This window comes from Rhizobium sp. YTU87027, from assembly GCF_050644135.1.
Classification (GTDB): Bacteria; Pseudomonadota; Alphaproteobacteria; order Rhizobiales; family Rhizobiaceae; genus Rhizobium.
On the sequence record NZ_CP098442.1, the window covers coordinates 328,521 to 341,617 of the forward strand.

Consider the following 13,097-nt stretch of genomic DNA (forward strand, 5'->3'; position numbering starts at 1 on the left):
CGCCGGGTTTGCCGGAGGCTCCAACTTCTGAGAAAGTGGAGCCGATATGAGCAAGACAACAAACAAATTTTCACCTGAAGTCCGCGCCCGAGCAGTGCGGATGGTTTTGGATCACCAAGGGGAATATTCCTCGCGATGGGCGGCGGTTTCCTCGATCGCCGCCAAGATCGGCTGCATGGCGCAGACGCTCAATGAATGGGTGAAGAAGGCGGAAGTGGACGATGGTTCCCGGCCTGGACTCCCAAGCGAAGTCGCCGAGAAGATGAAGGCTCTGGAGCGGGAGAACCGCGAGCTTCGGCAGGCCAATGAGATACTGCGCAAAGCGTCCGCTTATTTCGCGATGGCGGAGCTCGACCGCCCATTGAAGCGATGATCTCCTTTATCGACGAACACCGCTCCGTATTCGGGGTCGAGCCGATCTGCAGGCTGCTGCCGATTGCCCCATCAACCTACTACGAGAACGTTGCCAAACGCCTGGACGTGGACCGGTTATCGGTCCGCGCCCGCAGCGACATTGCCTTGAAGATCGAGATACGCCGTGTGTTCGAGGCGAACTTCCGCGTCTACGGCGTGCGCAAGGTCTGGCGGCAATTGAAGCGGGAGGGCTTCGATATAGCCCGCTGCACCGTCGCCCGGCTCATGCGATCGATGGGACTTCAGGGTATCATCCGGGGCAAGCCGATCCGCACGACGATCCCGGACAAGACGGCTCCGAGCCCGCTCGATCGGGTGAACCGCCAGTTCAAGGCTCCTGCGCCGAACAGGCTCTGGGTTTCGGATTTCACCTATGTGGCCACCTGGCAAGGCTTCGTCTACGTGGCCTTCGTCATCGACGCCTTCGCGCGCCGGATTGTCGGCTGGCGGGTGAGCCGGACGGCGCATGCCGGGTTCGTCCTCGATGCTTTGGAACAGGCGCTTCATGAGCGGCGTCCCGTTCATGGTGGCGGCCTGATTCACCACTCGGACAGGGGCGTTCAATACGTGTCGATTAAGTATTCGGAGCGATTGGCGGAGGCAGGCATCGAGCCTTCCGTCGGAAGCGTCGGCGACTCTTACGACAACGCCCTCGCCGAAACGATCAACGGCCTCTACAAGGCCGAGGTCATCCATCGGCGAGGACCGTGGCGCAGCTTCGAAGCGGTTGAATTCGCCACTCTGGAATGGGTCGACTGGTTCAACCATCGACGGCTTCTGGAGCCCATCGGCAACATTCCCCCCGCCGAAGCCGAGGAGCAGTATTACGCCATGCTGGACGAACCAGCCATGGCTGCATAACTTAAACCAAACAGCCTCCGGCAAACCCGGCGCGGTTCAAAATCTTGGCGGACGCTCGCTTATAACCGAGCGCGAAAAAATGCTCCGCGAGGCGATCCATCTCGCCACCAAGCGCACCACTACGCAGGCGCTTGAGCACCCCACGATACGAGAAATAGAACTCGAGCATGTTGTCCCTCCGAATAGCGGCGCGGGGGATCCCGCACCCATCTCAAGAGGCACAAAATATTATGTGGCGGAGAATTCCAGATTAGACGGGCCTCGGCTGGCGCCGGGACGGATCCGCCACATAATCTCGCCCGACACATAAATAGGGATCGGCCGCAAGAGCTGACGCCACCAAAGCCACCAGGCCATTCATGCCGCGCCGGAAGTCGACAGGTTGCGTCGCAACCATGATCTTCACGCCATTTGGCGAAACTCCGATCACCGGCACCCTCTCAACGCCGCCACCATCGCTTGTGCCAGCTCAGGCGCTACCGAGCCGATAACCGTCATGCGCGCGCCAGCAAGCTCGATCTCAATCCGACCCGCGGCGAAGTGGGCAAAATCCGACGGCGAGCTCTCGGGAGGCGTTCGATCGCCAACCACCGTCACCGGCACGAACATCGCCTGCTGCGCGCAGGTCTTGGCAGAGCGAAGAGAGGTCAGGCCAGCTTCCCGACGCCAGACGTTCAGCAAGCCGCGATTGACGCCCCAGCGCCGGGCAACGGCCGAGATGTTCACGTCAGGTTCTGCGCTTTCCGCAAGAATCCGCGCATTCTCCTCGTCAGTCCAATTCCGCCGCTGCCGCCGACCGGTGATCACCTCGATCCGACCTTTCCCTCATGCCTGGCTTCATGCATGCCTTCAAGCATGGCATCAGCGCGATCTCCAACCATTCCATTCCGCTCCTATCGATGAAGAAGCTTATCTCGCGGCCTCAATCTCAAAAGGAAAGGTGGGGTGTTTGTCGCGCTCACATTTATGCAGGGCGCGATTTTTTTCTAAGCTCGTCAGCTTGTCGAAAGGTGACGAGCTTAGCTTGAGGAGGTGGATGCAGAAGACGGCATCGCCGCCCATTGACAAATAAGATAAACGCCGGAGTACCTGATGGTCGCAGTAAATGGAAGTTTTGGCAGCTTCGGTGCTCTCTTGGCCCGTACAGGGGGTCATGAGCGTTCGAACCGACAACCGTCGGACGTACCTGATCATAAAAGGCCGGCCGATCCTAACACGCAGCCAGACCCCAAGAGGTCCGAAAGGGGGCACGATTGGACGGACATTCCGCTTACTTCTGGCGACGGCTCGCAAACTGCATCTCAACAAGAAGCCTTTCAGCTGGCTCTCAACGCCGTAGCGTTAACTATCATGAACGATGTCATGGCTGATGCCGAGGAGGCTATGGCAGAGACAGAAGAGGATACCTGATGCTGGATAGAGGTCCTCGTCAGGAGTCGGCGTGTCGTTGATGACGGCACAATTGGAGAAAGGAAAGCAATATGTCAAGTAAAGTTGGGTCCAATAGTAGCAAAGGTAGTTCAGGAGCCACGGGATCTACAAATACAAAGGCCAAGAATGATGGGGCTGATGCGTTCAAAGCGCAAATGGAGGAGCTGGCGGCGGTTAGCACCGAGGCTACGAATAGGAGTATGTTGCTACGCACTGTTACAACGCAACTCTCGACGGTCAAGAAGGTCGCCGACGAGCGCGTTCAATAATGTTTGAAGCGTGACTCACGTAGTCTCGGTCGCAGCATTTGGTGACGCGATGTGGAACTGAAATGAGTCGCACGGCAATTGCCGTGCGGCTTCTATCCTTGTGCGGAAGAATATCCTTGAATGACACGATTGCTCTTCATTTCGAAATCCTGTCTGGCCTCTATTGCGGGCTGACCGGTGTGCTGGATCCAGAAGCGAAAGTAATCGGTAGTGGCCTCGACGCCGACATAATCTTTATCGAGCAAGGATTAGCGCCTCAACATCTTCGCATCACTTTTCTTGCAGATTCGATCGAAGTCGAAACCCTTGGAGCCGGAATTAGCGTTCAGGGCAAAGGGAATATTGCCGCCGGCGAGCGTGTTGTGCTTCCTATTCCGGTCGTGATCGACGTAGGCGCGATGTCCATGCTCTGGTCGGCAGAGGGTGCAGCGCCCGCTGAATCAGTCGACACACCACGCCTCTCGATCCGCATACTGGCCTTCGTACTATTGGGCTCCGTCGGGATCGGCGCGCTCGCAATGATTTTCTCCTACTACGTTAGCGCCGATGTATCGAGCGCCAATTCACCTGCTGCTATCCCTAAACCCAAGCTGACCGAAAACCACGCTGACAATCAGACGGCCGTTGCAGCGGCCAGAGATCTGCAACGGGAAGCGGCTAGAGCAGGCCTGCTCAATATTAAGGTCGACTGGGCCAAGGGGGTTGTTACAGCTGAAGGCACCGTCTCGTCTGCATCGGCCACCAGTTGGCAGAAGGTTCAGGAGTGGTTCGATCATCGCACAAATGGAGCTCTAACACTGGTCAATAAAGTGATCACCAAAGAGGAGAAGGCACCGTCGGCAATCGCGATTGAAGCAGTGTGGCGCGGGTCCTCGCCGTATGTTGTCATTGATGACGAGAAGTACTTCGTCGGGGCCCTTTTGGATGATGGATGGACAATCGATCGGATCGAAGACAGCCGCGTGCTGCTGAGCCGGAATGGCCACGTTGCTTCTCTCCCCTATTAAGTGCTTTCCGGTTCGCAGGCCATAGGAGAACTCCAATGCTCAAGCTGCCCCACCTGCCCTGTTGCACTCGGTATCATCCGGAGATGCAGGAGTAAATTGTTGTCCCGTTACGGCGGCTGCTCCTGCTCCAGCAGATCGGCCACCAGCTTAATCAAGGGCGAGACGATAGCGGCACAGGACCCAGCGTGAACGACGAAGGTCTCCGAAGCAGGTGGTGTCGCGCGCTTATCCCCAGGCAAGGCGCGATTTCCTGTGCTCCCTCTTTTACGTCTGCCTCGCATGTGAAAAGAGCGCAGGAAACTTGCCCCGGTTGCGGCACCTACATCCGATCATTTTCGGGATGTTCAACTGCTGCGACTTCTCGCCTCTGCGCTCGTAACGGCCGATGTTGGCGGTGGAGCCTGACGGGCCTGGACACGCTGTATACACCCGGGGCCACCGCTTTCGCAGTCTCAGTCTCGAGCGTCGCCATGCGCTGGTGGACCTTCGAAAGCTGCGTAAAAGCAGAGCAATTCTCAAACGATAAAAAGGGCCTCCATGGGAAATATCATTCGTAACCTCATCGAGCGCGCGCCGGCCAGCCCGGACTTAATGGTTGCGCTGATGCTGCTTATGGCAGTGGCTATGATGGTGATGCCAGTACCAACCGCAGTGATCGACACACTGATTGGATTCAATATGGGTTTGGCCATACTGCTGCTAATGGTTGCTTTGTATATCAGCACACCCCTTGAATTCTCTTCTTTGCCAGGCGTCATCTTGATTTCCACGGTCTTCCGTCTGGCGCTCACCATCGCAACGACGCGATTGATCCTGGCCGAAGGCGAGGCGGGCAGCATCATCCACACGTTCGGCGATTTCGTAATCTCAGGCAATATCGTCGTAGGTATCGTCATATTCCTAGTCGTGACCATGGTGCAGTTCATGGTCCTCGCGAAGGGCGCTGAACGCGTAGCAGAAGTGGCCGCCCGCTTCACGCTCGACGCCCTGCCGGGCAAGCAGATGGCGGTCGACGCAGAGTTAAGGAACGGCGATATAGATGCCAGCGAATCTCGCAGGCGGCGCGGCGCATTGGAGAAGGAAAGCCAACTTTACGGCGCTATGGACGGCGCGATGAAGTTCGTGAAGGGTGACGCGATCGCGGGGCTCGTCGTTATTTTCATCAACATGCTGGGTGGGATTTCGATCGGTTTGCTTTCGAAAGGTATGCCCTTCGGCGAGGTGTTGCGACATTATACCCTTCTCACCATCGGTGATGCGCTAATCTCGCAGATCCCGGCCCTGCTGCTCTCAATTACCGCGGCGACCATCGTCACTCGTGTAACTGGGGCCGGGAGCCTCAACCTTGGGACCGACATAGTCAATCAACTCACGGCGAGCAGGCGAGCATTACGGTTGGCGGCTTCCGTCTTGGTTGCGATGGGGTTCATTCCTGGCTTCCCTCTACCCGTCTTTTTTATCTTGGCCGCGGTATTCGCCGCGGCAAGCCTTCTAAAGGGTGATGTGCTGGGCGCCGGCGGTGTCGATGCTACACCTGCAGCTCCAGTGGAGCCTCAAAACCAAACGATGCCTGCGGAGGCATGTCCAATCGCTCTCTTCCTTGCGCCGAACGTTATGCAAGCCATCGACCAGGTCGAACTAAAACAGCATATTGCACGCGTGTCGCAATTGGTCTCAGCCGATCTTGGCATCATTGTTCCCCGCATCCCTGTTGCGGTCGATCAGCGGCTGCCCGAGTCGAAATTCAGAATAGATATCGAGGGCGTGCCGGTAGAACAGAATCTGATTGATTCGACACAGCTAATGCTTAAAGACGATCGGGCGAACATTCAGTTGAGCGGCATCCCCTTTCGCCAAGATTCTAAAAAGGACATAATCTGGGTCGAACAATGCCATGCGCAGGCTCTTAAGGCTGCCAGCATCCGACATCATCGCCCCAGCGAACTCCTCGCGTTGCGTGTGCAAGGGGCGTTAACCCGCTATGCACCGCGCTTGGTCGGCATTCAGGAGACCAGCCAATTGTTGGGGCGGATGGAGCAGGAATATGCTGATCTGGTAAAGGAGGTGCTGCGCACGACACCGATTCCTCGGATTGCCGACGTACTGCGCCGTCTGCTGGATGAAGGTATCCCGATCCGCAACACCCGCGTTGTCTTGGAGGCATTGGCCGAACGGAGCGAACGTGAGCAAAATGTCGCCCTTCTCACCGAGTACGTTCGTTCTGATATGAAGCGGCAGATCTGTCACCGCTATGCCAATGAACACGGAATCGTGCCCGCGTTCATTATCGAACGTGAGACTGAGGATGTGGTGCGCAGCGCGGTTCGGGAATCGGCCGCGGGGCCCTACCTCGCCCTAGAGGATCGGCAAAGCGAAGCACTACTGTCACAGATGCGTCAGATCCTATCCAGCACAGCGCCTGATCAGACCCGGCCTGTCGTATTAACTGCAACGGATATCCGACGCTTCGTCCGCGGCTTTCTCGCACGAAATCAGATTGATCTTGCTGTGCTGTCTTACCAGGACCTCGCGCCCGACTTCACCATCCAGCCCGCCGGATCCGTTAAGCTCCGCCTTGAAACAACAGTGGACCGTCAGGGGCTCGCGATTTCCGCATTGCCGCAAGTTGATAGCCAAGACCTCGATGATAGGTGAGAACTGAAGATGACTTCGCATAAGAATACAGTCGCTGCAACATTAGTTTCATATCGATTGAACTCAGTCCTCTTCGCAGTACTCGCCATCCTGCCTCTCGGAGGTTGCGCCAGCTGGAATAAGCCAGCTCTTTCGGTGAAGGAGACGTCGCCCCCATCGTTGCTCGGCGCCAATCATATCGACCCGGCAATGCGCGAACGCATATTGAGCGCAGTTGGCAAAATTTCTGAAGAGCAAGCGTTACACAATCTGAAGCAGCATCCAGATAATATTGATGCGGCAATCAGTTTTACCAAGATATTGCTGGCGCAGAAACGAGGACATGAGGCGCTTCAGGTACTCGACGGAGTGCTTGCTACGGATCCAAGTAATCTGCGTGTATTGAACGCGAAAGGAGTTGTCTTGGATCTTCAGGGCCGGCATGACGCCGCACAAGTGCTATATCGGCAAGCTCTCAAAGCAGAGCCAGACAATCAGATGTTGCAACACAATTTGAACCTGTCCTTGGATACAGACGGGAAGTCCGATCCACGTGCGTTGGCACCGTAGCATAACTGTGCGCAGCACAGCCTCGATGGTATCCGTCCGAGCGAGACCGCCTTTGAATATTGGATAAAACTGTTCAGACCCTGTCCTTATTCCCAGGCATAAGGACAGTTGGGCAGATGGAGATTTTTGAAGGGGACAGCGGGTCTCGGGTGAGCCGTCTTGAGGTGATCAACACCGGACGGCGGCGTCGATTTACTGAGGATGAGAAGCTGCGGATTGTCGCAGAAAGCTTTGCGGGGAGAGGCCGGGCGTCGGCCACGGCCCGTCAGTACGGCATCAGCCGCTCGCTGTTAAACCGTTGGCGCAAATCGGTTCGCCAGGGTTTGCACAGCCAGAAACAAACCGATGGTTTTGTGCCGGCGTTCGTCATGCCGGAAACTTTTGTGCCGGTGAAGCAGGTCACTCCACCTGCTGCGATGGAGCATCCGGTAGCGCCTCCTTCCGGCCGCATGGAGATTGTCGCGGCGAACGGCCGTCGTGTGGTCGTGGACGGCAGCGTCGACGTTGAGGCGCTGCTGCGGATCATGCGGGGTCTGGAGACGTTGCGGTGATCACGCTTCCTTCCGGTCAAAATGTGCGGGTGTGGATTGCAACGGGCCATACCGACATGCGGTGTGGGTTTCCATCGCTTGCGTTGCGGGTGCAGGAGGTGCTGAAACTGAACCCTCTGGACGGCAATCTTTTTGTATTCCGCGGTCGTAGCGGATCGCTGATAAAAGTGATCTGGAGTGACGGCCAGGGGAGCTGCCTTTTTACAAAAAAGTTGGACCGCGGCCGGTTCGTCTGGCCGTCTGCGGAAGGCGGCGCGATCGCGATATCACCCGCGCAGCTGAGTTATCTTCTGTCCGGGATCGACTGGAGGCACCCTCAAGAAACCTGGCGGCCGACGAAGGTCGGCTAGCATTATTCAATTGAAAATACAGGGGAAATCTGATCGAATGGCTTCATGATCTCAAAGCCTGTCGATCTTCCTGTGGATGTTGTTGGCGCTTACCTGGCGCTGCTTGGCGAGCATGAAGCCTTGCAGGCTAAACACGCTATCGCAGTTGCGGAAGCGGCCAATGCGCAGGCGATGCTCTCTGACAACGAGGCGCTGATCGTTGCTCTGGAATTGAAGATCGAGAAGCTCAGGCGCGAGTTGCGAGGCCAGCGCTCTGAACGCACGGCGCGCCTGCTCGACCAGTTGGAACTGCAGCTCGAGGAACTCGTGACGGCGGCGACGGAGGACGAGGTCGCGGCACAGGCAGCAAGCGCCAGAACCTCGAGCGTACGTTCGTTCACGCGCAAACGACCGGTGCGCAAGCCATGGCCGGACGATATCGAGCGCGAACGTATCGTCATCGAGCCGCCGACGACTTGCGCCTGCTGTGGTGGTTCACGCTTGTCGAAGCTGGGCGAGGACGTCACCGAGACGCTGGAAGAGATTCCGCGCCGGTTCAAGGTGATCGAGACGGTGCGGGAAAAGTTCACGTGCCGTGACTGTGAGGCGATCAGTCAGACGCCGGCACCGTTCCATGCCACGCCGCGCGGCTTCATCGGTCCTCATCTGTTGGCGACGATCCTGTTCGACAAGTTCGGCATGCACAGCCCGCTCAACCGGCAGAGTGCCCGGTTCAAATGCGAGGGGATCGATCTTTCGACCTCGACGCTGGCCGACCAGGTCGGGTACGCAACAGCCGCTCTCATGCCTGTCTTCGATCTGATCGAGGCGCATGTCTTTGCGGCCGAGCGTCTTCACGGTGATGACACCACCATTCCCATTCAGGCCAGGGACAAATGCACGACCGGACGCATATGGACTTACGTATGCGATGACCGGCCATTCGGGGGAACAGCGCCGCCAGCCGCAATCTATTATGCGTCGAGTGACCGGCGCGGCGAACATCCGCAGAAGCACCTGGCCAGATACGGCGGCATTCTACAGAGCGATTGCTACAATGGCTTCGAGCCGATCGCTGTTGCCGCAACGAAAGAGGTGCCGATCACCTTCGCCTTTTGCCATGCGCATGCGCGGCGTAAATTCTTTGAGCTGGCCGATATCCAGAAGAATGCGCGGGATCGCAAACGCAAGGGCAAGCCGATCTCGCCGATCGCGCTTGAGGCCGTCAAGCGCTACGACGAATTGTTCGGGATCGAGCGGCAGATCAACGGATTGAGTGCCGAAGAACGACTGGCTGCGCGGCAGGAGAGAAGCAAGCCGCTGTTCGATGACATGCACGAGTGGTTGACGAAGGAACGCGCCACGCTCAGCAGATCGTCCGAGGTCATCGAGCCGATCGATTACATGCTCAAGCGCTGGGAGGGCTTTGCCCTCTTCCTCGAAGACGGTAGAGTTTGTCTCACGAACAACGCAGCCGAGCGGGCGCTGAGAAGTGTCGCATTGGGAAGACGGAACTGGACCTTCGCCGGTTCCCAGCGTGGGGCCGATCGTGCCGCTGTCATGCTGACCGTCATCACCACCTGCCGCCTCAACGATGTCGACCCAAAGGCGTGGCTTGCCGATGTCCTGGCTCGCATCGCCGACCATCCTGTGACGCGCCTGCACGAACTGCTGCCCTGGGAGTGGAAACGTGCATCGCCGGCAACCGTAATGCTGGCGGCCTGACGATGGTGGCTTCTGCCGTCCGCCTGAAGGTCACCCTCGATCATGTCGAGCCGATAGTGATGCGGCGCGTTGTCGTACCGTTCACCATCAGGCTCAGTCGGCTGCACGAGGTATTGCAGGCGGCGATGGGCTGGACCAACAGCCACCTTTACGAATTCCGCATGCGTGACGTCGGCTTTGGTTTGCCAGACGAGGAATGGGGGGATGGTCCGATCGATGCCCGCAGGGTCTCGCTGCTGTCGGCAGTCCAGGACACCGGTGCGAAATCGTTCAAATACCTTTACGACTTTGGCGACGGTTGGGAACACAGCATCAAGATCGAGCGCACCTTTCCTGCAGTCGGCACGGAAGGACCGATGCTCCTCGAAGCAACGGGACACTGCCCGCCTGAAGACGTTGGTGGTCCATGGGGTTATCAGGAGTTCCGCGAGGCGCTTGCAGACCCGGCGCACGAGCGACATGCCGAAATCCTAGAATGGTGGGGCAGCAGCGATTACAATCCCAACAGCGCCAACTTCTCGCAGCTCAACAAAGCCGTCGATGACCTCGCCGCAAAATGGGTCCGAAAAGCGCGACGCAAAACCTGAACACCGGGCTGTGGGTGAAAGCCGAAACTGGATTTTACCGTGTAAACAACCGGCGGAATAGTTCTTCCGAACGCCGTAGACCTTCGTCCGTCAGGACCAGCGACTTCGACTTGTTCAACGGATCACACAGGACCGCGTCATCGATTTTGTCCTCGTCGATCTCCATTCTGCTATGCTACCACGCGCGAGACCCCAAGTCCCGCGGCCCACCTCGGATGGATACCCTCGATGCGCATGTCGAAAGTGGTTGAAACGGGCCCTTATTTATCAGATAGAAGCGCACTAGCTCTTTGCCAAACCGGCTTGCCTGAACTACCTTCCTTGTCGAGCAGCCAGCATTTGCCGGTGCTCCGTGTGGGCAAACGGATGACGCGGGTGAACGCTGGGGAAAGCTTGACGCGGTAAATTGCAACGCAAGCGTCCTGCCGCTTCCGATTGTAGCCCCGCTTTTCATTAGACTTAACGTGATAGGCGGTGAAGGCGGCGTCATACAGCGTTGTCAGCTGACGGGCATGCATCGGCCCGCCCGCGGTGGGATTTCGACTGACGCCCTTGGAAGACGGCCCTTTGTTCATCAGCAAGATCGATCTGCAAAAGTTCATCCAAGCGCGCGAGTAGCTGGCCCAGGGTCTCCGCCGAGGCCGGCCATGGAGCGATGGCTGGCAACTCCGGCTGCAGTTCTAGGAGGTGGACGACCTCTCCGCAGTGATCCACGCACCGTCTTCGATCTGGCCCAACAGATCTAATGGAGGTCGGCAGTTGTTCGGTGGTCGCTTAGCTTTGCGAGCAGACCGTGCGACACCGACGCAAACTCCGATAGCCTCTCTAAGACCCCTTCCAAATCGGCGCAGCGCTCTGGCTCGAGCTGCCGCCCCCTTGCTCAACATTACAGCTTCGTCCGTCGAGATGAATGCCGGGAAAACGTCGTCTATGGAGGTTGCCAGCGGACGAACATGCCCGTTCTGACGCGGGAGGATTTCCCCGACGGGTGCTTCGAACCCGTTCGCCTGCGGGCTAGCCTTGAGTTGCACGGGAGCGATCTGCGATTGCAGGTGCATGTGCATGTGCATGTGCATGTGCATGTGCATGATCGTGGTATCGATTAGCCAGCCGGTGTGCAACTGTAGTGTGGCCTGATGGAGTACAATGCGGAGCCAGGCAGACTTCCACACGATGACGCGCGTGCGGCCCAGTTTGCTCAGAGCATGGGCGAGAGAAGTCCCGCTTTATTGGTCAGACCGCCGCGACGTCGCCCGTGCCTTAACTTGCGGCTAAAGGTTTGGCGAATCTTGGTTTGCTCGCCGACAATCCCGGAACTGCGCGCGCGCCTAACCTGCGCAAATATGTTCATCGCGTTTGCGTCGAATAGACGGACTTAATTGCTGATACAGCACTAGGCCAAGCCACGCGCCAAGTGCCGGTCGTTAAGCAACAATGCCCGTCGCCATGGGGCGAATGGCTTTCGTATTGCCGGCGACGGTATGGCGCGCTGTTGCGGACGATTTGTTCGCCCGGCCTCCAAATAGCCCTTTCCGTTCAGCCGGTTTCGACCAGCGGCCGCATCCCGTCGGGATCGATCCCGCTGACCAGAAGACTGGCGTTCAGCCCCGAGCAGCGTGTGGACAGCAGCTCACGCTGGGATAGAGCCTGCGGCATGCATCCACCCCCTGAATGTAACTGATTGAAAGAATGGATTTTTCTAAACCGCTTCTCGAAGATAACCCTTTCAACCATCCGAACGATGGGCACCTGGACAATGCCGGAGCTCGTAGACCTTGGGCCGCACTGAGGAGAATCGATGCTAGAAAAAATCATCAGGGAGGTTGGTAGTGTTTTGGGCCCGCCGACCGACGGTTCCGATCCAATAGTCTTCACATGCTGCTGCCCGCGAGCTTTTCGGCGTTTGCATGCTCGTGCCAAGGCAACGAGTTGCGTGAATTCTGCTGTCACCTTAGCTCAATAGCCGGCGGCGACCTGCTCCGATTCTTCTAGTTTGATTATGAGGCGAAATGCGAACGCTACTCGTTGATCATCATGCGGAACTTGCACGCGCGGTACTTGCTGCGCTCGCGGATAGCGGGTTTGCCGTTGATGTAGCTTGCACTCTCGAGGAGGCCTCGTGTGCATTTCATTGCGCGAGCTATGAAATTCTCCTGCTGGAGTTGGTTCTGCCCGATGGCGACGGCTTAGGCTGGTTGAAGCAACTAAGAAGCGAGGGCCACTCAGTTCCCGCCGTCGTTATGAGCTGCTTCGACGATCGCGAGAAGCGAATTGCCTCTTTCAATGGTGGCGCGGACGATTTCCTGCGCAAGCCCGTCTCTCCTGTTGAGCTCATCGCTAGAATGCGGGCCATTCAGCGCCGGGCGATACAGTTGACCGATCCCATCCTTGTATTTGGAAATCTCAACTTCGACCCAATCAGTCGAGCGCTTACCGTTGCAGGTGATCGGCTGACGATCGCACGTCGGGAGCTATGTATTCTTGAGCATCTACTTAAGCGTGCCGGCCGCATCGTGCCGCGTGCGCAGCTGGAAGGTCACCTCTATTCGTTCAACGAGGAGGTGACTACCAACGCGCTCGAAGTCGGGATTTATCGCTTACGTGGACATCTGAGTAGGTCAGGTGCGACGCCACAGATAAAGACTGTTCGTGGCATTGGCTACATTCTTGAATTGCCTGGCGCGGTATCAGCATGATTGGTCGAATGTGAAAGAAAGAC

12 protein-coding genes, 2 pseudogenes and 1 other annotated feature are annotated in these 13,097 nt (G+C 57.5%); of the genes and pseudogenes, 9 read left to right on the plus strand and 5 right to left on the minus strand.

The window, feature by feature from the left end; all coding sequences use genetic code 11:
• Positions 1-46 precede the first annotated feature (46 nt).
• Positions 47-1,275, plus strand: a protein-coding gene (locus tag NBG89_RS30250; protein ID WP_416068522.1) for an IS3 family transposase whose coding sequence is annotated in 2 segments (ribosomal slippage) — positions 47-341 and positions 341-1,275 — 1,230 coding nt in all. Because the reading frame shifts where the segments join, the coding sequence is not laid out codon by codon here.
• Positions 328-444 (plus strand) — a sequence feature (AL1L pseudoknot). (Overlaps the previous gene by 117 nt.)
• A 1-nt stretch (position 1,276) precedes the next feature.
• Here NBG89_RS30250 and NBG89_RS30255 read toward each other — a convergent pair.
• From NBG89_RS30255 to tnpA (NBG89_RS30265), 3 genes and pseudogenes are all read right to left on the minus strand, one after another.
• A complete protein-coding gene (locus tag NBG89_RS30255) occupies positions 1,277-1,444 on the minus strand; it encodes a hypothetical protein (RefSeq protein ID WP_416068700.1) in 168 nt (55 codons plus the stop codon).
• 141 nt (positions 1,445-1,585) lie between these two features.
• Positions 1,586-1,705: pseudogene (tnpB, locus tag NBG89_RS30260) on the minus strand (IS66 family insertion sequence element accessory protein TnpB); the annotation flags it as partial.
• Positions 1,702-2,156: pseudogene (gene tnpA, locus NBG89_RS30265) on the minus strand (IS66-like element accessory protein TnpA). The pseudogenes tnpB (NBG89_RS30260) and tnpA (NBG89_RS30265), both read right to left, overlap by 4 nt.
• A 935-nt stretch (positions 2,157-3,091) precedes the next feature.
• Here tnpA (NBG89_RS30265) and NBG89_RS30270 point away from each other — a divergent pair.
• The 7 genes from NBG89_RS30270 to NBG89_RS30300 all read left to right on the plus strand — a co-directional run bounded on the left by NBG89_RS30270 (position 3,092) and on the right by NBG89_RS30300 (position 10,378).
• Positions 3,092-3,982 (plus strand): SctD/MshK family protein, encoded by an 891-nt coding sequence (locus NBG89_RS30270; protein WP_416068699.1) that lies wholly within the window; start codon positions 3,092-3,094, stop codon positions 3,980-3,982.
• A gap of 537 nt (positions 3,983-4,519) precedes the next feature.
• Complete coding sequence (sctV, locus tag NBG89_RS30275) at positions 4,520-6,637, plus strand: type III secretion system export apparatus subunit SctV (RefSeq protein WP_416068698.1); 2,118 nt, start codon at positions 4,520-4,522, stop codon at positions 6,635-6,637.
• Between the two features lie 9 nt (positions 6,638-6,646).
• Positions 6,647-7,186, plus strand: a complete 540-nt coding sequence (locus NBG89_RS30280; RefSeq protein WP_416068697.1) for a hypothetical protein — start codon at positions 6,647-6,649, stop codon at positions 7,184-7,186.
• Positions 7,187-7,302: 116 nt separating this feature from the next.
• Positions 7,303-7,737, plus strand: a complete 435-nt coding sequence (gene tnpA / locus NBG89_RS30285) for an IS66-like element accessory protein TnpA (RefSeq protein WP_416068530.1) — start codon at positions 7,303-7,305, stop codon at positions 7,735-7,737.
• A gap of 56 nt (positions 7,738-7,793) precedes the next feature.
• Positions 7,794-8,087 (plus strand): IS66 family insertion sequence element accessory protein TnpB, encoded by a 294-nt coding sequence (gene tnpB / locus NBG89_RS30290; protein WP_112982801.1) that lies wholly within the window; start codon positions 7,794-7,796, stop codon positions 8,085-8,087.
• A 45-nt stretch (positions 8,088-8,132) separates the two neighbouring features.
• On the plus strand, positions 8,133-9,791 hold the full coding sequence (gene tnpC, locus NBG89_RS30295; protein ID WP_416068531.1) for an IS66 family transposase: 1,659 nt from the start codon (positions 8,133-8,135) through the stop codon (positions 9,789-9,791).
• A 2-nt stretch (positions 9,792-9,793) separates the two neighbouring features.
• The gene (locus NBG89_RS30300; protein ID WP_416068532.1) at positions 9,794-10,378 is read left to right on the plus strand and encodes a plasmid pRiA4b ORF-3 family protein; all 585 of its coding nucleotides are present in this window, start codon (positions 9,794-9,796) and stop codon (positions 10,376-10,378) included.
• A 34-nt stretch (positions 10,379-10,412) separates the two neighbouring features.
• Here the strand turns inward: NBG89_RS30300 and NBG89_RS30305 are convergent, their stop codons facing one another.
• Complete coding sequence (locus NBG89_RS30305; protein ID WP_416068533.1) at positions 10,413-10,544, minus strand: DUF6429 family protein; 132 nt, start codon at positions 10,542-10,544, stop codon at positions 10,413-10,415.
• 94 nt (positions 10,545-10,638) lie between these two features.
• A complete protein-coding gene (locus NBG89_RS30310) occupies positions 10,639-10,959 on the minus strand; it encodes a hypothetical protein (protein WP_416068696.1) in 321 nt (106 codons plus the stop codon).
• Positions 10,960-12,387: 1,428 nt separating this feature from the next.
• On the opposite strand from NBG89_RS30310, the gene NBG89_RS30315 reads away from it, so the two are divergent.
• Entirely contained in the window at positions 12,388-13,074 is a 687-nt protein-coding gene (locus tag NBG89_RS30315; RefSeq protein WP_416068695.1) for a response regulator, read from the plus strand.
• Positions 13,075-13,097 lie beyond the last annotated feature (23 nt).